Origin of the sequence: Roseateles flavus (assembly GCF_039872765.1) — a bacterium.
In the GTDB taxonomy this organism is placed as follows: Bacteria; Pseudomonadota; Gammaproteobacteria; order Burkholderiales; family Burkholderiaceae_C; genus Roseateles_B; species Roseateles_B flavus.
In genome coordinates this window covers 367,311-385,658 of the sequence record NZ_JBDPZC010000001.1, presented here as the reverse complement: position 1 = coordinate 385,658, position 18,348 = coordinate 367,311, and the positions used below count along the sequence as shown (strand labels likewise).

20 protein-coding genes are annotated in these 18,348 nt (G+C 67.7%); 11 read left to right on the top strand and 9 right to left on the bottom strand.

Annotated elements, in window-relative coordinates; genetic code table 11:
• Positions 1-158 precede the first annotated feature (158 nt).
• From ABDJ40_RS01700 to ABDJ40_RS01685, 4 genes are all read left to right on the top strand, one after another.
• Positions 159-545 (top strand): transposase, encoded by a 387-nt coding sequence (locus ABDJ40_RS01700; protein WP_347605281.1) that lies wholly within the window; start codon positions 159-161, stop codon positions 543-545.
• Positions 542-877 (top strand): IS66 family insertion sequence element accessory protein TnpB, encoded by a 336-nt coding sequence (tnpB, locus tag ABDJ40_RS01695; protein WP_347605278.1) that lies wholly within the window; start codon positions 542-544, stop codon positions 875-877. The genes ABDJ40_RS01700 and tnpB overlap by 4 nt, the downstream gene beginning before the upstream one ends.
• Before the next feature lie 63 nt (positions 878-940).
• Complete coding sequence (tnpC, locus tag ABDJ40_RS01690; RefSeq protein ID WP_430765584.1) at positions 941-2,488, top strand: IS66 family transposase; 1,548 nt, start codon at positions 941-943, stop codon at positions 2,486-2,488.
• The gene (locus ABDJ40_RS01685; RefSeq protein ID WP_347605275.1) at positions 2,470-3,534 is read left to right on the top strand and encodes a glyoxalase superfamily protein; all 1,065 of its coding nucleotides are present in this window, start codon (positions 2,470-2,472) and stop codon (positions 3,532-3,534) included. Before tnpC ends, ABDJ40_RS01685 begins: the two co-directional genes overlap by 19 nt.
• A gap of 158 nt (positions 3,535-3,692) precedes the next feature.
• Here ABDJ40_RS01685 and ABDJ40_RS01680 read toward each other — a convergent pair whose 3' ends face one another.
• From ABDJ40_RS01680 to ABDJ40_RS01660, 5 genes are all read right to left on the bottom strand, one after another.
• A complete protein-coding gene (locus ABDJ40_RS01680) occupies positions 3,693-4,169 on the bottom strand; it encodes a hypothetical protein (protein WP_347605272.1) in 477 nt (158 codons plus the stop codon).
• Positions 4,166-4,714, bottom strand: a complete 549-nt coding sequence (locus tag ABDJ40_RS01675) for a Uma2 family endonuclease (protein WP_347607328.1) — start codon at positions 4,712-4,714, stop codon at positions 4,166-4,168. Before ABDJ40_RS01675 ends, ABDJ40_RS01680 begins: the two co-directional genes overlap by 4 nt.
• Positions 4,692-5,186: a hypothetical protein gene (locus ABDJ40_RS01670; protein WP_347605269.1), complete on the bottom strand. Its 495-nt coding sequence runs from the start codon at positions 5,184-5,186 to the stop codon at positions 4,692-4,694. The genes ABDJ40_RS01675 and ABDJ40_RS01670 overlap by 23 nt, the downstream gene beginning before the upstream one ends.
• 23 nt (positions 5,187-5,209) lie before the next feature.
• Complete coding sequence (locus ABDJ40_RS01665) at positions 5,210-5,842, bottom strand: antitoxin Xre/MbcA/ParS toxin-binding domain-containing protein (protein WP_347605266.1); 633 nt, start codon at positions 5,840-5,842, stop codon at positions 5,210-5,212.
• A 67-nt stretch (positions 5,843-5,909) separates the two neighbouring features.
• Positions 5,910-6,425 carry a hypothetical protein gene (locus tag ABDJ40_RS01660; RefSeq protein WP_347605263.1) on the bottom strand — a complete coding sequence of 172 codons (516 nt, stop codon included), beginning with the start codon at positions 6,423-6,425 and terminating at the stop codon, positions 5,910-5,912.
• 213 nt (positions 6,426-6,638) lie between these two features.
• Between ABDJ40_RS01660 and ABDJ40_RS24720 the strand changes: the two genes are divergently transcribed.
• Both ABDJ40_RS24720 and ABDJ40_RS01655 read left to right on the top strand, forming a co-directional pair.
• Positions 6,639-6,947 (top strand): helix-turn-helix domain-containing protein, encoded by a 309-nt coding sequence (locus tag ABDJ40_RS24720; RefSeq protein ID WP_430765583.1) that lies wholly within the window; start codon positions 6,639-6,641, stop codon positions 6,945-6,947.
• Between the two features lie 567 nt (positions 6,948-7,514).
• The gene (locus ABDJ40_RS01655) at positions 7,515-7,937 is read left to right on the top strand and encodes a universal stress protein (protein WP_269632177.1); all 423 of its coding nucleotides are present in this window, start codon (positions 7,515-7,517) and stop codon (positions 7,935-7,937) included.
• 45 nt (positions 7,938-7,982) lie between these two features.
• Here the strand turns inward: ABDJ40_RS01655 and ABDJ40_RS01650 are convergent, their stop codons facing one another.
• Together ABDJ40_RS01650 and ABDJ40_RS01645 are read right to left on the bottom strand one after the other, a co-directional pair.
• On the bottom strand, positions 7,983-8,210 hold the full coding sequence (locus tag ABDJ40_RS01650; RefSeq protein ID WP_347605260.1) for a hypothetical protein: 228 nt from the start codon (positions 8,208-8,210) through the stop codon (positions 7,983-7,985).
• A 307-nt stretch (positions 8,211-8,517) separates the two neighbouring features.
• Positions 8,518-9,474: a LysR family transcriptional regulator ArgP gene (locus tag ABDJ40_RS01645; RefSeq protein ID WP_347605257.1), complete on the bottom strand. Its 957-nt coding sequence runs from the start codon at positions 9,472-9,474 to the stop codon at positions 8,518-8,520.
• A 192-nt stretch (positions 9,475-9,666) separates the two neighbouring features.
• On the opposite strand from ABDJ40_RS01645, the gene ABDJ40_RS01640 reads away from it, so the two are divergent.
• The 4 genes from ABDJ40_RS01640 to ABDJ40_RS01625 all read left to right on the top strand — a co-directional run bounded on the left by ABDJ40_RS01640 (position 9,667) and on the right by ABDJ40_RS01625 (position 15,441).
• Complete coding sequence (locus ABDJ40_RS01640; protein WP_347605254.1) at positions 9,667-10,983, top strand: D-amino acid dehydrogenase; 1,317 nt, start codon at positions 9,667-9,669, stop codon at positions 10,981-10,983.
• Positions 10,984-11,067: 84 nt separating this feature from the next.
• Positions 11,068-12,393: an Hsp70 family protein gene (locus tag ABDJ40_RS01635; RefSeq protein ID WP_347605251.1), complete on the top strand. Its 1,326-nt coding sequence runs from the start codon at positions 11,068-11,070 to the stop codon at positions 12,391-12,393.
• A 61-nt stretch (positions 12,394-12,454) separates the two neighbouring features.
• Entirely contained in the window at positions 12,455-12,985 is a 531-nt protein-coding gene (locus tag ABDJ40_RS01630; RefSeq protein WP_347605248.1) for a GNAT family N-acetyltransferase, read from the top strand.
• A 29-nt stretch (positions 12,986-13,014) separates the two neighbouring features.
• The gene (locus ABDJ40_RS01625; protein ID WP_347605245.1) at positions 13,015-15,441 is read left to right on the top strand and encodes a S9 family peptidase; all 2,427 of its coding nucleotides are present in this window, start codon (positions 13,015-13,017) and stop codon (positions 15,439-15,441) included.
• Positions 15,442-15,483: 42 nt separating this feature from the next.
• Here the strand turns inward: ABDJ40_RS01625 and ABDJ40_RS01620 are convergent, their stop codons facing one another.
• Positions 15,484-16,179, bottom strand: a complete 696-nt coding sequence (locus tag ABDJ40_RS01620) for a YecA/YgfB family protein (protein ID WP_347605242.1) — start codon at positions 16,177-16,179, stop codon at positions 15,484-15,486.
• A 340-nt stretch (positions 16,180-16,519) separates the two neighbouring features.
• Between ABDJ40_RS01620 and ABDJ40_RS01615 the strand changes: the two genes are divergently transcribed.
• Complete coding sequence (locus ABDJ40_RS01615; RefSeq protein WP_347605239.1) at positions 16,520-17,083, top strand: flavodoxin family protein; 564 nt, start codon at positions 16,520-16,522, stop codon at positions 17,081-17,083.
• Between the two features lie 193 nt (positions 17,084-17,276).
• Here ABDJ40_RS01615 and ABDJ40_RS01610 read toward each other — a convergent pair whose 3' ends face one another.
• Positions 17,277-18,230 (bottom strand): LysR family transcriptional regulator, encoded by a 954-nt coding sequence (locus ABDJ40_RS01610; protein ID WP_347605236.1) that lies wholly within the window; start codon positions 18,228-18,230, stop codon positions 17,277-17,279.
• Positions 18,231-18,348: the final 118 nt, after the last annotated feature.

Sequence of the window (18,348 nt, the reverse complement as noted above, 5' to 3'; positions counted from 1 at the left end):
AACTTCGACCACAAATCCTTCATCGACATAGCGTTTCCCTGTTGCAATTCATTTGCGTTGGAGTATGGCTTCCTATAATGGTAAGCAGCCAGGGAACACATGTTGATCTGAAGGCGCCCTGGTAGTGAACATGTGTCCGCGTAAAAGGAGGCGGACACGTGAACACTTATGGGGTCGATCTGATGGGCCGGCGCCGTCGGCGGCGGCACACGGCGGAGTTCAAGGCGGCGGTCATCGAGGAATGCCTCAAGCCCGGTGTGTCCATCGCGGCCGTGGCGCTGGCGCACAGTCTGAACGCCAACATGCTGCGCAAGTGGGTCATCGACGCCGAGCACAAGATCGTCGCGCCGCCGGTGAGCGCGCCCGCTGATCCCGAGCCGCCGCCGATGCCGCCGCCGACCTTCATCCCGCTGGCATTGCCAGCGCCGACGGTAGACGGCGAGATTCGCATCGAGCTGCAGCGCGCTGGCACCGTCATCAAGCTGGTCTGGCCTGCCGCGGCAGCCCGGGACTGCGCCGCCTGGCTGAGGGACTGGCTTCGATGATTCGTGTGGACGCGGTCTGGCTGTGCACCCAGCCGCTGGACATGCGCGCCGGCACCGATACGACACTGGCGCGGGTGGTGCAGTTCTTCGGCTCGGCCCGCCCACACCACGCCTACGTCTTCGCCAACAAGCGCTCCACGCGGCTGAAGGTGCTGGTGCATGACGGCATCGGCATCTGGCTGGCGGCGCGGCGGCTGCACCAGGGGCGCTTTATCTGGCCCGGCGGCGGCTGCGGTGCGCCGCAGTCCCTGACCCGCGAGCAGCTTGACGCCCTGGTGCTGGGCCTGCCCTGGCAGCGCATCGGTGAGGCTGGCGTGATCGGCCTGACCTGAGGCCAAGGCAATCGGTGCGAGCGCCGATGGTCAGCGCGCCTGATGCTGCGCACACTGGTCCCAATGCTCGCAGACCCGCCCATCTCCGCCAAGGAACTCGCCGCGATGCAAGCGGCGGGCCTTGGTGAACTCGGCGCCAAGCTGCTTCGTCGCATCGAGCATGACCGTCAGGAGATCGACCGGCGCGACGCGAAGCTGGAGAAGCTCTCGTTCGAGATCGCCCAGCTGCGTCGCCTGAAGTTCGGCAAGAAGAGCGAGCAGCTCGATGCCGAGCAACGCGCGCTGTTCGACGAGGCCCTGGACGCCGACATTGCGGCGGCCGAGGCACAGCTGCAGGAACTGCTGGGCAAAAAGAAGCCGCCAGCAACACCTGGCGAACGGCCCAAGCGCGCAGCCTTGCCGGCGAAGCTGCCGCGCATCGAGCGCCACCACGAACCTGAGAACACCACCTGCGCCTGCGGCTGTGCGCTCCAGCGCATCGGCCAGGACGTCAGCGAGAAGCTGGACTACTCGCCAGGCGTGTTCACCGTCGAGCGTCACATCCGTGGCAAGTGGGCCTGCGCGCAGTGCCGCACGCTGACCCAGGCGCCGGTGCCGGCGCAGATCATCGACAAGGGCATCCCCACCTCCGGGCTGCTGGCGCAGGTGCTGGTCGCCAAGTACGCCGACCACCTGCCGCTCTACCGGCAGGAAGCCATCTTCGGCCGCGCCGGTGTCGCGCTCCCCCGCTCGACGCTGGGCGCCTGGATCGGCATCTGCGGCCTGCGCCTGCAGCCGCTGGTCGATGCGCTGAAGGCTCACATCCTGGCCTGCCCGGTCGTGCATGCCGACGAGACGCCGGTGGCCATGCTGTCTCCTGGCAGCGGCAAGACGCATCGCGCCTACCTGTGGGCCTATGCCGCGGGCGCGTTCGAGCCCTTGCGCGCCGTCGTCTACGACTTCACCGAGTCCAGGGCTGGTGAACACGCTCGGGCCTTCTTGGGCGACTGGCGTGGCAGTCTCGTGTGCGACGACTACACCGGCTACAAGGCCAGCTTCGCACTGGGCGTGACGGAGGCCGGCTGCATGGCCCATGCGCGGCGCAAGTTCGTCGAGCTGCACGAGGCCAACAAGAGCGCCATCGCGGCGGCGGCCATCGACCTCATCGGCCAGCTGTACGGGATCGAGCGCGAGGTGAAGCTGCTCAGTGCGCCGCAGCGGCTGCACGAGCGACGAACACGCGCAGCGCCCATCGCCAAGGCGCTGCACGACTGGCTACTGGCGCAGCGCGGCAAGATCACGGACGGCACCGCCACGGCCAAGGCTATCGACTACAGCCTCAAGCGCTGGGCTGCGCTCACGCGCTACCTCGACGACCCGGCGCTGCCCATTGACAACAACCACGACGAACAGCAAGTCCGTCCCTGGGCCACAGGACGCAAGAACTGGTTGTTCGCCGGCACGCTGCTGGCCGGGCAGCGTGCCGCGGCCATCATGAGCCTGATCCAGTCAGCCAAGCTCAACGGGCATGACCCGTACGCCTACCTCAAGGACGTCCTGCAACGGCTGCCGACACAACGCGCCTGCGACATCGGAGAATTGCTGCCGCACCAATGGGTCCCGGCTATCTGACTGAGCGCTCTGCTTCTGTCAACATGTGTTCGCTGGCTGCTTACGATAAATCTCCCAAAGGCAATGATTTGGCGAGCGCGCTAAAGGCGCGCGCAGGCGAGCTTCAGGCTCAATCGGCTGCATCTGGCAGCAAGATGTCTCGGTCGGCGGCACTCGAGGCCGCAGCGCACGAGCGCGGTTTCCGCGATTGGAACGCAGCATCGGCTGCTGGGAAGTCGGCGCCTTCCAAGCCGGCGGAGATGGCAATCGCGCCCGTCTGGTTCCTCGCTGAACAGCCGCTACCGAGTCTGCCGCCGCGCTCCTTGGGAAGACCTTCCAAGTTCTACGACTCGATCCTTGAGTTGATTCGTTGGGCGCAGCAACTCGAGACGATTGCGACCAGTGTGCAGAGAGATGCGCGCCGCAAGATGCTCAACCTTATCGGCGGGCGAGTGCCCTACGTCTTCGTGCAAGACCGCGCGCGCTGGGATGACGATGTGTATCGCCTGTGTGACAGGAGCTATGACCCTTGGCCAGGTGTCGCGTTCACGCGAGACGAACTAGCTGCAGCGGATGTCCTCGAGTGGGATGACAAGTTCGGCGGCAAGGGCGCCCGCGGCAGCTTTATGGTGGCGAGCGACGACGCGCTGCATACGTCTGAAGAGCTCATGCTTAGGCGGCTAGCCAGGGTGATTGCAGGCATTGCCCTCCATGCGGACCTGGCCTTTGCACGCCAGCGCGGCGAGGTGCTGCCCAGGGGTGAGGGCTTCAGGATCGACCTGAAGGACTCCGCTCAGCTAACGCATGCCAATGTCGCTCGGCTTCTGGGTTCCCGAGACGACTCTCAACACCGTCAACTGCGTGTGAGCAAGGACGGCATTGCCTACGTCTCAGACATCGTAGGCAACAACGCCGTCGAGGGCTTGGCATTTCGGCTGGAGACGTGGGTGCAAGGAAATGGCTACGTCGGGCTGACCGCGTCCATGGACGAAGCCTGGGTAGGGACTGTGCAAGAAATGCTGCGCGAGAACTGGCCGAAGCCAAAAGCAACGCTTGTCGATTGGTGATGCGAGGAGGACTGCACCCGACGGCAGCTCCTTCGTACGCGTTGCGTGTTTTTCGGAGCTGCCGGTCGAGCCGCATTTGATAACGTACCCGTACCGCACTGGTGTGCGACCGCGGGTACGGTACAAATACAAGCACCGAACCGTCCCTTGCTTAAGGGCTATAGCGTTCCCTGCAGAAGCTTGGCACGGACCCGGTCGACTAAGGTTTCCACTGGCGCCTCGGTTGGTACTTGGCTGATCGCGAACCAACTGGCATCCCAGGTGAGCTGTCCCGGCGCATCATCAGGCTCGCCGCCCATCGCAACCGCAACGCGCCGCATCACCCAGTCGAGCTCCTCAGCGTCGAGGTCCCATCCTCGCTTGACGACGCCCGCCCGAAACCGTCGCAGGAGCTCCGGAAGGCTCAACTCAGCGTACTGGTCACGCTTCGCCTTCGCATGCTCGGTCAGCTTCGTGGCCAGGTCCCGGCAGGTGTCGTAGCGCGTCCAAAGCTCTTCATCGGTCATGCCATCGACGATGAACCGGCCGTCGATCTTGCGCGCGATGAGCTTGTTCTGCACACCGCTGACGGACCCGCCGCATGGGCGAGGAAAGTCAGCAGGTACGAGCTCGCTGAAGGGCTTGTCCGATGTCATGGTGTCGCGTGTCCATTGGCAGTCGCCACGCCTTTGAGTACCGTACCCCACGGCATCGCAAGGTCGATGCTGCGCAGTGTCAGCACGCCGTCCCTCGTCTGGTCCGCATAGGCCCACGCACCGGTCTCGACCATCGTGAAGATTTCGACCCGACGGTCGACCGGGTCAATCAGCGCGTACTCCCGCAACGACGCAAGCGAGCGATATGCGTTGAACTTATCGTGCCGGTCGTCCCGCTCGTTCGGCGGCCGGATTTCGATCACGAGCTTCGGGTCATGAACAAGTTGTTCGTCGCCTGCTACAGCCTTCCCGCAGGTCACCAAGACATCGGGGTACAGAATCGAGTCAGCTGTTTGAACTTTCATGCCTGTGGCAAAGACTTGGCAGGCTGTGCCATCGAGGTGCTTGTCGATGCGGATCGCCAGATTCATGGTGACGCGGTTGTGGCGAGCAGGGACGTCGCCCAGGCGGAGAACGCTGCCGCGATGAAACTCAAAGCGCTGGGGCTGAGACGATTCCCAGTCAAGAAACTCTGCCAAGGTCATCTTCTGAAGGAGCAAGCCCATCGTGCTGCTTTCTCCTCGGAAAGGAATAGATGGATGGATCGGCCATCTGCACATTGCGTCCGCGGAGTTGCCCTTCGGCCTCGCCTGAAGCGTTCTCCGACGCAGGCAGCGACGGAGGTGGCGGTGCAGTGTTCTTGGCCATGGCTTCGTGGGTACGGTACGAATACGATACGAATAGACGTTGCTGCCTGCATGCTGGTTGGGCATGCGGGAAAGGCCGATGCGATGCTTGGCGCCAGCGCCACGCAACTCGATCTTTAAAGCGAGGCTGCGGCAGCACGACCGCCAGGGCTTTTTCGAGCTCACCGTCCTCAACCAATCGGCCCTCGGCCATATCGGCCAAGCCGTCGAGCGCGGCTTTGGCAAGCACCCAACCGCCGAGCTCGTCCAACTCCGTAAGCTGATCTTGGGCTTCGATGTCGGATGCCCTGTCGGTGGGTCGCGGGCTCATCAAAGTGCCTCGTTGTTTTAGGGTCAAGAGTACGCGCCGCTTTCCAAGCGCGCCAGTAGATCGCTCACGGACTGTGGCCCGTCCGAGCGGAGCAGGTAGTCGCCTGGGGTCACACCGCCCAACACTGGGTGTGCAGTTTGCAGCCAGGCTCCAATCCATGCCGGCGCGTTGAAATCCGCGTACTTGCCCGCACCGTCGATCATCTCCTGGACCTGGCCAATCAAGCGCGCGATCCACAGTAGGCGCAACCCCTGATCCAGTTCGAGCGTCTTGCCTGGCATCGGCTTTAGGACATCCGCCAGAGGCGATCCGACCCACTCGGCAACGAGCGCTACCGGAACTCGCATCTCATCAGCCAGGTGGCGCACCAGTCGCACGCGCAGACCAGCGTTCGCGAGCAGCACCAACTGCTCTGGGCCGACTAAACACCAGTCGCGGTGCGGCCCTTCGAGAATCGGAACGACCGCAGCCGGGAAGCCGATGTCGTCGGACGCCAAGGCAGGCGCATCCTTTAGTGGCAGAAACAGTCCGGACGCGCATTCGCATAGCCGACAGTGGGTGACGTCGTAGGCGGGCTCATCGTCCAGGCCGAGCAGGACGGTCGGGCTGACAACTTGATAGACGACCCTACAGGCGGGGCAGAGTGCGAGTTGCATGTGGCGGCCAGGTGATGGCTACAGGGGCGTAACGCGCATGTGGTTTGTGCGACGTCCGGGAACTGAATCAAGTGTTCGCGGTAGCCTCGGCCGGGGATTCTGGATTGGTGCCCTTCGTCTTCGAGTGTTTAAAGCCGCGGTAGAGCTTGTGTTCATTTGACTCAACCGGTGGCAGGCGATCCACTGGCGTGTGGCCGATTGCAGTGCAAATCAGCGTGAGACCGGCCACCTGTGATGCCGGCACTGTTGGGGCATCAGGGCAAAAGTCAATGTTCTGGTCGTCACGAAAGACAGCCACGGCAGCGCCGCCAAGTTCACCAAGGAGAACTTCACTAATCCTGCGTACAACCCAAGCTCCGTCGATCACTACGCAGCAATTGAGGATCAGGAGGGTTTCGGTTTCGAAGGAAACACCAAGGGCGAACTCAACGGCTGACGCTGCGCAAATGTTCTGAATCGACGAGTATTCGCCGTCGCCGCCGCTGCGGACGATAGCGCTGATAAACGGCTTGGTTGTCCGAGGCCACTGGTAAGAACTTGAGGCAATCTCTACGATGAGTTCGGAATTACTGACGCTGAGCATGTGGGCAATCTCCGTATCGGGAATCCCGCTGAGGGGCAAGCACAGCGAAAGGCAAGATGAGTGTGTGAAGCTGTCCGCAAGCAAGGCGTTGGGCGAAGGCGACCTGGCCGCAACGAGATGCTTAGAGCCTGCTTGCCGCAATAATGCACACTATAGAGGATTTATTCAAGTTAACAGAATAGGAAGACTGTCCCGTTTGAACGACGGGCAGGTATGGTTTCTTTACCGGATTGGGACTTCGCGGTCGGCCTCGCCGTGGCTACTCTGCGTTCCAAGACGTCGCAGACCCAGGAGCAGTTGGCTCACGCCGCCGGCATTCATCGGAATTACCTAGCCGATGTGGAGGGCGGCAAGAAGAGCCCGACGATGGGGGTGGTCTTCGCGCTTTCGTTGGCGCTACAAACCACGCCGGACAAACTGGCTCGCCAAGCGCTGGGCTACTTGAATGACCCTGACAAGAGGGTTGCAGCGCTTGCCGCGCTGCCTCCGCGGCGCCCAGGACGCCCTAAGGTAAGCCGCTGACGGCTTTGCGAGGTTCGCCGTTCTAGGCGTTAGCGGGGCAGCCTTGGGCGCGCTGAGATACCGTGGCGGCGCAAGAAGGAAGTCCGCATTCAATAGGACCCAGACTTGCCGCTTCTCATGGAGTTTGAGCAAACGTTCCGCGTTCGAGTGAATGCGCCCAATCCTGGCTCCAGGAGACAACAGCGGCTCTGCTGACCAAGAATGATGTCCATTTCCGTTAGAAAGATGGACAACTAGGGTAAACACCTGGACAGAGAGATTTATCAGTGTTGATCGGCATTCTGGCGATGTCCATCATTTTGTAGTTGCTAGTAACGGGCATCTGCACTGCCGGCACGACTACCGCGTGAGCCACGCCCTGGGCCAGACCCGCGTGATCTGCAACGCCCGCGGCCACGGCCGCAAGGGAGAAGCGGCGGACTACGACCCGCTGCGCTGCGTCGAGGTCTGAAGGTCGACCGGAGCGCCCCGGCGCTTGAGATGCATCAATCCGCGCCCCCGAGCCTGTGCCAGACTGGCGCCTGCACCCTCATCCACAAGACGCCTCAACAGGCGGGGAGATATGGCATGAAGATTCTGGTCGCCGTCGACGGCAGCTCCTTTACCAAGCGCATGCTGGCCTACCTGGTCGCGCACGATGAATGGCTGGGCAACGCCCACCAGTACACCGTGCTGCATGCGGTCCCGGCGGTGCCGCCCCGCGCCGCCGCAGTGCTGGACAAGGCCGTGCTCAAGTCCTACTACGACGACGAGGCCGAGAAGGTGCTCAAGACCGTCCGTACCTTCTTCGAGAAGCAGAAGGTGCGTGCCGAGTTCATCAGCAAGGTGGGCCCGGCGGCCGATGTGATCGGCGCCGCCGCCAACAAGGGCAAGTTCGACCTGCTGCTGATGGGCTCGCATGGCCACAGCACCCTGGGCAATCTGGTGCTGGGCTCGGTGGCCACCAAGGTCATGAGCCAGACGGACGTGCCCGTGCTGCTGGTGCGCTGACCGGGCAGTCCCCGGTCCGCCTATTCAGGCCGGAACCGGGCAAATCTAGCCCCGGCGATGCAACCAGGCCAGCGGCGACTCGCCGCTGCTCACCGGCACGGTCTGGGACGACTCCAGGGTCTGGTAATCGCTGGTGCGCCGAAATGAATCAGCCTCATCCTCGAGGGTGACCTCCAGGCCGAAGGCGGTGCCCATGTCCGCCGGGTCCTGGACCGGGCGATTGCTGGGCTGACGGCGGAAGAATCGCAGTGCGGCGGCAGGGGCAAATCGCATGGTGGACCTCGTCTTACAGCTGGGCGGGAAAAAGGCGGAAGGCCCGATTCCATCGCGGTTCCGACGTGTTTCCGGCGCGTATTGCGCTGGATCACGCAGGGTTCCAGTGTGCGCGTCCCAGCGCCCGCAGATACCCCCAAATTGGGTGGAAAACGACGCGCAGTTGGCAAAAACGCACGCGCTTTCAAAGTGATGCAACTGCATGGCTTTGTTGCCGGTGTCATCCGTGCATTCCCGGTGACTTTGGCCGGCCCTGCCCGAAAGGGCATCCCCGCCGTCTGGCCGGCCGCAAGACCGGGCCCGGCGCCTAGCTGGCAGACCGGCGGCGGGGCTGCAAGGGCTTGAGCGCCCCCTTGGCGCCCGCGCTGAGCGCCTGGCCGACCTGGTCCAGCAGGGCGACACGCCCCGGCGCTGGGGCGGCCTCGCTGACCAGCTTCCATTGATGCCAGTACAGCGTCAGGTCGACGCTGACCTCGGGCCGCAGGGGCTGCAGCTGCCGCTTGCGCACCCGTTCGCGCACCTGCAGTTCCGGCACCACCGCGATGCCCCAGCCCATGCACGCGGCCCGCACGATGGCGTCGCTGGAGGGCACGTAGCGCTCCTTCAGGCGCGGGTGGCGCACGCCGAAGGCCTTGCTGATCCACTGGACCTGGTTGTCGTCCTTGCGGTTGAAGACCAGGAAGGGCTGCTGCGCAAAGTTGGCCTCGTTGAGCCCCGAGGACAGCTGGCGGGCGACGAAGTCCGGGCTGGCCACGGCCACATAGGACATCACCCCCAGCGGCTGGACCACGCAGCCCCGCAGCGCCTGCTTGACGGTGCTGACGCAGCCCAGCACCTCGCCCTGGCGCAGCCAGTCGTGGGTGAAGTCCTGGTCGTCGACGATCAGCTCCAGGCCGAAGCCCTCGCGCAGGCCCTGCTGCACCAGGCCGTCCAGCGCGGGCAGCACCCAGGTGGCGAGGCTGTCGGCGTTGACGGCGATGGGCAGGCGCTCGTGCGGCGTCACCTGGCTGCCCAGCTCGCGGGCGACGTCAGTGCGCAAGGCCTGGAGCTGGCGGGCGAAGCGCAGCAGCACCTTGCCCGGCTCCGTCAACCGCAGGGGCCGGGAGCGCACCACCAGCAGCTGGCCGACCTGGGCCTCGAGGCTGCGCAGGCGCTGGGACACGGCGCTCTGCGTCACGCTCAGGCGCTGGGCGGCGCGCTCGAAGCTGCGCTCGTCCGCCAGGGCGGCCAGGCAGTCGAGTCCGGCGGAATCCAGGTCTTTCATAAGTTCAATTAATGTAGCGCGAGAAATATGAATGGCGCTTCTTGATTTCCATCAGGCTGCGGAGAATGCGCCAGCCGTGTCGAGCCTCACGCCCGCGTCGGTTTCCAGCCCTCTTCCCCCTTCAACTCGATCGCCCGAGCGTCGATCATTCGGGAATCCCGCCCGCGGGCTTCCTTCGCAGGAGCAGTACAGATGAAAGTCGTCGTTCTGGGTGCAGGCATCATCGGCGTCGCCACCGCCTGGTATCTGCTGGAGGAGGGGCACGAGGTGGTCGTGGTCGACCGCCAGGAAGACGCGGCCATGGAAACCAGCTTCGCCAACGGCGCGCAGATTTCCGTGAGCTTCTGCGAGCCCTGGGCCAATGCCGGCGCGCCCTTCAAGGTGGCCAAGTGGCTGCTGCGCGACGACTCCCCCCTGCTGTTCCGCCCGCGCCTGGAAGTCGCCCAGTGGCGCTGGGGACTGAGCTTCCTGACCCAGTGCACCAATGCCGCCTTCGAGCGCAATGTGGAGCAGCTGGTGCGCCTGGGCCGCTACAGCCATGAATCGCTGAAGTCCCTGGTGGCGCAGACGGGCATCGAGTACGAGCGCCTGGAGCGCGGCATCCTGCACTTCTTCTCCAGCCAGGCCGACTTCGACGCCGGCGCCGCCGGTGCCGAGGTGATGCGCGCCCACGGCGTGGACCGCCGCGTGCTGAGCCGCGACGAAGTACTCAAGGTCGAGCCCGCCCTGCGCGCCTTCGGCAACAACATCTTCGGCGGCACCTTCACGCCCAGCGACGAATCCGGCGACGCCCGCGTCTTCACCCAGAAGCTGGCCCAGGCCTGCATCGCCCGCGGCGCGACCTTCCTCTACGGCCACGACATCCTGGCCCTGCAGCGCGAGGGTCAGGCCGTCAGCGGCGCCCAGATCGCCCACGTGCGCACCGGCCAGAAGACCGTGGTGAAGGGTGACGCCTTCGTGGCCGCCATGGCCTCCTACACGCCGCAGCTGCTCAAGCCGCTGGGCGAGTTCCTCAACATCTACCCCGCCAAGGGCTACTCGGCCACCCTGCGCCTGAAGAAGCCCGAGCAGGCCAGCGTGGTCAGCCTGCTGGACGACACCCGCAAGATCGCCATCTCCCGCCTGGGCGACTACGTGCGCATCGCCGGCACCGCCGAGCTCGTGGGCCTGGACACCAGCCTGGACACGCCCACCTCGCGCGTGCGCTGCGACGCCCTGGTCAAGCGCTACGAGGAGCTCTTCCCCGGCGTGGCCGACCTCGGCGAGCGCAACTACTGGACCGGCCTGCGCCCCAGCACGCCGACCAACATCCCCTACATCGGCCGCTCGAAGAAGGTGTCCAACCTCTGGCTCAATGCCGGCCACGGCACCCTGGGCTGGACGCATGGCGCCGGCTCCGGCCGCGCGCTGGCCGAGCTGCTGAGCGGCAAGCGCCCGGCGCTGGAGGGCTTCGGCTTCTACGGCGACGCCCTGCCGGCCGCGCCGGCGCGACGCATGGCCACGGCCTGATCACCCGATCGCCGCCGCGGGCCAGGCCGCGGCGGGCGGCATGACTACAATCCGCGCCCCGCTTCTGCATTTCTGGGCGCTGTCATGTCTGCCTCCTCCCGCGCCACCGGCTTCTGTGCCATCGACTTCGGCACCTCCAATTCCGCCATCGCCATTCCCGACGCCAACGGGGACAGCGGGGCCATGCGCCTGGTCGAGCTCGAGCCCGGGCGGCTGACCATGCCCACAGCGGTCTTCTACTTCGCCGAAGGCCGCCATGACGCGGACGGACCGCCCCGCGCCTTCGGCCGCGCCGCGCTTGCCGCCTACGTGGAAGGGGCGGACGGCCGCCTGATGCGCTCCATGAAAAGCATCCTGGGCTCGGCCCTGATCGACCAGACCACGGACGTGGGCGGCGGCCGCGGCGTGAAGTACTTCGACATGCTGGCCGGCTACCTCAAGCGCCTGAAGCGCCAGGCCGAGGCCAGCGCCGGCCATGCCATCGATCGCGTGGTGCTGGGCCGCCCGGTCTTCTTCGTCGACGAAGAGCCCGCGCGCGACGCCGCCGCCCAGGCCTCGCTGGAGGCCGCCGCGCGCGCCGTGGGCTTCACCGACATCCACTTCCAGTTCGAGCCCATCGCCGCGGCCTTCGACTACGAACGCCAGGCGCCGCGCGAGCAGCGCGTGCTGGTGGCTGACATCGGCGGCGGCACCTCGGACTTCTCGGTGGTGCGCGTGGGCCCTGAGCGCATGGCGCGCCTGGACCGCCGCGAGGACATCCTGGCCAGCCATGGCGTGCACATCGCCGGCACCGACTTCGACCGCCACGTGGAGCTGGCCGCCATCCTGCCGGAGTTCGGCTACCGCAGCCTGGGCCCGGCCAAGCCCGGCCAGACCCCGCGCGAGGTGCCCAGCGGCGTCTACTTCGACCTGGCCACCTGGCACCTGATCAACACCGTCTACAGCCCGGGTCGCGTGGCCGAGCTGCGCGGCATGCGCAGCTTCTACGGCGACACCCGCCACCACGACCGCCTCATGACCGTGCTGGAAGACCGCATGGGCCACGAGCTGGCGGGCCGCGCCGAGGACGCCAAGATCGCCGTCGCCGCAGGCGGGGAGGTCTCGGTGGACCTGGGCCTGATCGAACCGGGCCTGACGGTGGGCTTCAGCGCCGGGGGCGCGCAGCAGGCGCTGGGCCGGGACATCGAGCGCATCGCCGAAGCCGGCCGAGAGACCGTGGCCCTGGCGGGCCTGAGGCTGGACCAGATCGATGCCCTCTACTTCACCGGCGGCTCCACCGGCCTGCTGCCGCTGGCGGAACGCATCGCCGCCGACTACCCCGCGGCCCGGCGCATCCAGGGCGACGCCTTCGCCTCGGTGGCCAGCGGCCTGGGGCTGCATGCCGCACGCCTGTTCAAGACCGCGCCCTGACCCGCTGCCGGCGCAGCGCCGTCCCTGCTAGATTTCAGGGCTTTGCCACGCGCCGCAGACCATGCAGACCGCCTTGCTCCGTGACCTGGATCTGGCCCGCTCCGACGAGATCGAGCGGGTCGCCCAGGGCATGCGCCAGACCCTCATCGAGGTCGAGGGCGAGGCCCGCGGCACCGCGATGTACACGCTGGACTGGCTGCGCGATCGGGTGCGCTGGCACCTGGATCCGGCGCAGGCGCGGGCCCGCGTCGTGCTGGCCCTCGGCGCACGGGGCGAGGTCCTGGCCCACACCATCTTCCGCGTCGAAGGCCCGGCCGAGGCGCGCTTCGGGCTGATCTCCACCACCTACGTTTGGCCCGCCCACCGCCGGGCCGGCCTGGCCGCCCGCCTGCTGCAATGCGCCGAGGACTGGTTCCTCGCACAGGGTCTGGCGCGCTGCTGCACCTGGACCTCGTCCACCAACAAGCCCCTGATCGCGCTGTACCGCCGCCACGGCTATGTGCAGACCGACCAGGGGCCCAACGACCTGACGGGCACGCTGATGATCCAGCTGTCCAAGCCCCTCCTCTCCACGGAAGCCTTGAAGTCATGATCCGTCCCCTCCGTCCCTCGATGGCCCCCTTGAGCCTCGCACTGGCCCTGGCCTTCGGCACGCTGATGCCCGGGCAGGCCCGCGCTGACGACAGCGCCCCGGCCGCCAGCGCCGTGAGCCGCTACCAGCAGCCCAGCCCGGCCCTGCGCGCCGTGCTGGATGCACCGGCCCTGCCCACCCACAGCCTCTCGCCGGACCAGAAGACCCTGGCCGTGCAGCGCAGCCAGCGCTACCGCCAGGTGGCGGACCTGGCGCGACCGGCGCTCAAGCTGGCCGGCATGCGCATCGACCCCGCGGCCCATGCGCCCCTGCTGAGCACGCCCTCGCTGGAATCCCTGGTGCTGCGACCGCTGGACGGCGGCGCCGAGCGCCCGGTCGCCCTGCCGCCCGGCGGTGGCTTCCACCACCTGCGCTGGTCACCCGACGGCCGGCACTTCCTGCTGAACCGCCGCACGCCGGCCGGCGTGGAGCTCTGGCTGGGCCAGGCGGCCAACGGCGCGCTGAAGAAGTTGCAAGGCCTTCAGCTCAACACCGTGCTCGAACAGGACGTGGCCTGGCAGGGCCCCGAAACCCTGCTGGTGCTGGCCGTGCCGCCCAGGCTCGGCCCGGCGCCGCGCTTCGAGGCCCCGGACGGCCCGACCGTGCAGGAATCCCTGGGCCGCCAGTCGCCCGAACGCACGCTGCAGGACCTGCTGAAGAACGCGCAGGACGAAGCCCTGTTCGCCCACTACGCCCGCTCCCAGCTGACGCGCGTGAACCTGCGCACCGGCCAGCTGCAGCCACTGGGCGAGCCGGGCCTCTTCGCCTCCCTCCAGGCGGTCGGCACGCAGGGTCAGGTCTTGACCGAGCGCCTGCGTCAGCCCTTCAGCTACCAGGTCACCTGGCAGGACTTCGGGCGCGAGGTCGAGCTGCGCGATGCCGAAGGCCGCGTGCTGCGCACGCTGGCGCCGATCGCGCTGAAGAAGGACGTGCCGGTGGACGGCGTGATCACCGGCCCGCGCCACTACACCGGCTCGCCGGGCGCGGACGCCGCGCTGTACTGGATCGAGGCCCTGGACGGCGGCGATCCCCGCCGCAAGGCCGAGCACCGCGACCGCCTGATGCGCCTGGCCGCGCCCTACACCGGCGAGCCGCAGGAGCTGCATCGCAGCGTGGGCCGGGTCTCGATGATGGAGTTCCTCGAAGGCGGCCGCCAGGCCGTGCAGGCCGACGTGGACCGCGACCGCCAGTGGATGCGCCTGAGCCTGCTGGACCTCGGCCCCACCCCGGCCCCCGCCCGCTTGCTCAGCGAGCGCTCGCTGCGCGACCGCTACAAGGACATCGGCCAGCCCCTGCGCCGGATGCAGGCCAACGGCCGCCAGGCCCTGCGCGTGGACGAGGGCGCGCTGTGGCTGGTCGGCGCTGGTGCGAGCCCGGAGGGCGAACGCCCCTTCCTGGACCGCATGCAGCTGGCCGACGGCCAGGTGCAGCGCCTCTACCGCGCCGGCGGCAGCCACTACGAACGCCCGGTGACGGTGCTCGATGCCCGCGGCGAGCGCGTGCTGTTCAGCCGCGAGAGCGCCAGCGAGGTTCCGCAGCTGGTGCTGCGCAGCGGCCCGGCCCTGGCTCAGATGCAGGCCCTCACCCGCTACACCGACCCGGCCCCGCAGCTGCGCGACATCCAGCGCGAACTGGTGAAGTTCAAGCGGGCCGACGGCGTGGAGCTGTCCTTCTGGCTCTACAAGCCGCCCGGCTACCAGGTCGGCGAGCGCCGCCCGACCTTCGTCTGGGCCTACCCGCTGGAGTTCACGGACGCCTCGGTGGCCGGCCAGGTCAGCGGCTCGGGCAATCGCTTCACCAGCTTCGGCGCGAGCAGCCCGCTGATGCTGCTGCTGGACGGCTACGTGGTGCTGATGGACGCCACCATGCCCGTGGTGGGTGACCCCAAGACGGTCAACGACAGCTTCATCGCCCAGATCACCAGCAATGCCCAGGCCATCATCGACAAGGCTGTCGAGCTGGGCGTCAGCTCACGCGACCACATGGTGGTGGGCGGCCACAGCTACGGCGCCTTCATGACGGCCAACCTGCTGGCGCACACCGACCTCTTCAAGGCCGGCATCGCCCGCAGCGGCGCCTACAACCGCTCGCTGACGCCCTTCGGCTTCCAGAGCGAGCAGCGCACCTACTGGGAGGCGCAGGACGTCTACCAGCGGCTCTCGCCCTTCAACTACGCGGACAAGCTCAAGGAGCCGCTGCTGCTGGTCCACGGCGACAGCGACGACAACCCCGGCACCTTCCCCCTCCAGAGCCAGCGGCTGTACCAGGCGCTGGCCGGCACGGGGGGCCATGTGCGCTTCGTGTCCCTGCCCTACGAGGGCCATGGCTACACGGCGCGCGAGTCCATCGGGCACACGCTGTGGGAAATGAGCGAGTGGATGAAGCGCCAGGTCGGCGAGGGCAAGCCGCTGAACTGAGGTCGCGCAAGACCTGACCCCGCCGCAGGGGTCAGGCCGCCTTCAGTGGCGACGAGACGGACCGCCGCGCCCCCCGGGGCCCGGCCGGCGCGGGCCACCCGGGCGGCCCGCGGGCTGGGTGCTCTTGAGCGGGCGCGTCACGTCGGCCAGCAGCAGGCTGGCGCGCACCAGGCACTCCACCGCCTCGGCCACATCGCTGGGCGGCTCCAGGGATTCGATCTCCTCGATCAGCTCCTCGGCGTCCTCGAGGTCGTCAGGGTCGAGGTGCATGTAGAGCTGCGCCAGCGGCTCCAGCAGCTCGGCCGCCTCTTCCTCCATCAGCGCGGGGAAATGCTCGGAGGCCAGCGCAAAGCCGGCCACCCAGGCGTAGACGACCTCGGAGGGCTCGGCGTCCTCATCCAGCTCGAAGACCCAGGGGTCGAACCACTGGCGCTCGGCGATGGCCGTGTTGAGCTCGCGATGGCGGCGGCGCACCAGGGCGAAAAGGGCCTCGCCATCGAACTGACGGGGCGGCTGGCGGCCGTCAGGGTCCAGCACGAAGGGCGCCCAGTCGGCAAAGGGCACGGGCCGCGGCTGCAGCAGCACGCCCACGAGGTAGCCGTCCAGCATGCTGATGTCCAGCGGCTCCAGCGGCGCGGGCACGGCGTCCAGCAGGTCCTGCAGGCGCTCCATGTCCTGCTCGGACAGGGGCTCGTCGGCCTTGGCACGCTCGGCGGCCGTCGGGCGCGGGGCAGCCACCGGCCCCGGCCGGGCGGGCCGTGCCGGACCGCCAGACTTGCGCACCCCGAGGCCGCCAGCCGGTGTGGCTGGGGCGCCTCCCGCGGGGCGCCGCGGCTTTGCATCGCCTGCCGGGCCCCCGCTCTTGCCGCCTTTCGAGGCGCCCTGCGCCCCCCCTTTCGAGGCGGCGGGACGGAGGGCGGAAGGCTTGCGCGGCTTGGAGGTGCTCATGCCTGCATTATCCGGCGCGTCGCCCCTTGCCAGGGCATTGCCGCAGGTCCGGGCAGATCGGGCCCGCGGCCCGCACAATGCCGGCTGCGTCTCGCCCCCTCCCCCCTGTCTCGCCCAGCTGACTCACCCCATGAGCGACTCCTCCCGCCACTTCCTCTTCCTCACCGCCAGCACCCGCGTGGCCGGCGTCGTCGGCAACACCGAGGCCCTGGCCCGCGCCGCTGCCGAGCACCTGCCCGCCGGGGCCAGCCAGCAGTGGCTGCGCCTGGCCGACCTCACACTGCCGCCCTTCGTCGACCACCGTCACGACATCGGCAGCTATCCCATGCCCGAGGGCGACGCCCGCCAGCTGCTGGACGCCACCCTGGCGGCCACCGACCTGGTGCTGGTCGCGCCGGTCTACTGGTACAGCCTGCCGGCCACCGTGAAGCTCTACCTGGACCACTTCAGTGCCTGGATGCGCGTGCCCGGCCTGGACTTCAAGGCCCGCATGGCCGGCCGCCGCCTGTGGCTGGTCACCACCAGCGGCGACCGCAGCAAGGCCCAGCCCATGATGGACAGCACCCGCCTGTGCGCCGAATTCCTGGGCATGGCCTGGATGGGCGCGCTGTGGGGCAAGGGCGGCGCGCCCGAGGCCATCCGCGCGGACCAGGAGGCCCTGACTCAGGCCACCCGCTGGTTTGCGGGGGTTTGAAACATCTGCTTGCCAAAGAGGGGGCTCATCCCACTAAGTAGGGATAGCGAGCCCCCAGGGCCAACCCTAGAGTTGCACCCATGCCGGCCTCAGGGCCAGCACGGATCCCAACGACGTCCTTACCCAAGGACTTATCCGCCCGAGCACGCAAGTGCTTGGGCGTTTTTTTTGCCCGGCCGGCCCGCGCGGGGCCTCATTCGAAGCCGGCGTGCAGGCACTGGCGCAGATGCTCCACCAGCAGGCGCACCGGCTGCGGCGTGTGGCCGCTCCAGGGGTGGATGGCGTAGATCGCGTCACCGAAGAAGTCCACCGGTCGCCAGCCGGTCAGCACGGGCTCCAGCAGGCCCTGGCGAAGGGCGTCGCGGGCGCTGAAGTCGGGTAGAAGGGCCAGGCCCAGGCCGGCCAGGGCGGCTTCACGCAGCACCTCGCTGTTCCCGGCCCGCAGCAGGCCCTGCACAGGCACCCGCACCCGCTCCGTGGCCTCGCCCTTGCCCCGGGCGAAGAACCACTGCGCCGGCCCCGGCCGCAGGTAGGGCAGGCAGGCGTGCGCCGCCAGTTCAGCTGGGTGCTGCAGGCGCCCGGCTCGCGCCAGGTAGGCCGGGCTGCCCACCAGCAGCGCCTGGGAGGCACAAAGCTTGAAGGCCACGTGGGTGTCCGGCGGCCGGCTGGTGTGGCGGATGGCGAGGTCGAAGCCCTCCTGGGCCAGCGCGGCGAGGCGATCGGAGAGGTCCAGCTCGATCCGGATCTCCGGATAGCGCTCGAAGAACGAAGGCAGGGCCGGCGCGATGTGCTGGCGGCCCAGGGCCACGGGCGCGGTGACCCGCAGCAGGCCGCGCGGCGTACCGGCGGCCTCGCGGGCCTCGCTGAGGCTGCGGCTGAGCAGTTGCAGGCCTGGTTCGGCCTGCTCGACCAGGCGCCGGCCCGCCTCGCTGAGCCGCACCGAGCGCGTGCTGCGCTGGACCAGCTGCTGCCCCAGGTGCCGCTCCAGCTCCGCGATGCGCTGGCTCACCGCCGCCTTGGAGAGGCCCAGGCGCTGCGCCGCCTGCGTGAAGCTGCCCAGGCGCGCCACCGCCACCAGAGCCTGGAGCTGCAGCCAGTGCTGCTCCTCGCGGGCGGGAGCGCGGGAGGCGGGAATGGACGTCGTCATGGATCACCAGGAATCGCTGCAGCGGATTGTTCATATTACTGAACAATGAAGTCAGCCCATTGGGCTAGGCAGGCCGAATGGCGCTCCCTAGACTGCCTGCATCCCCGCCGACCCAGCG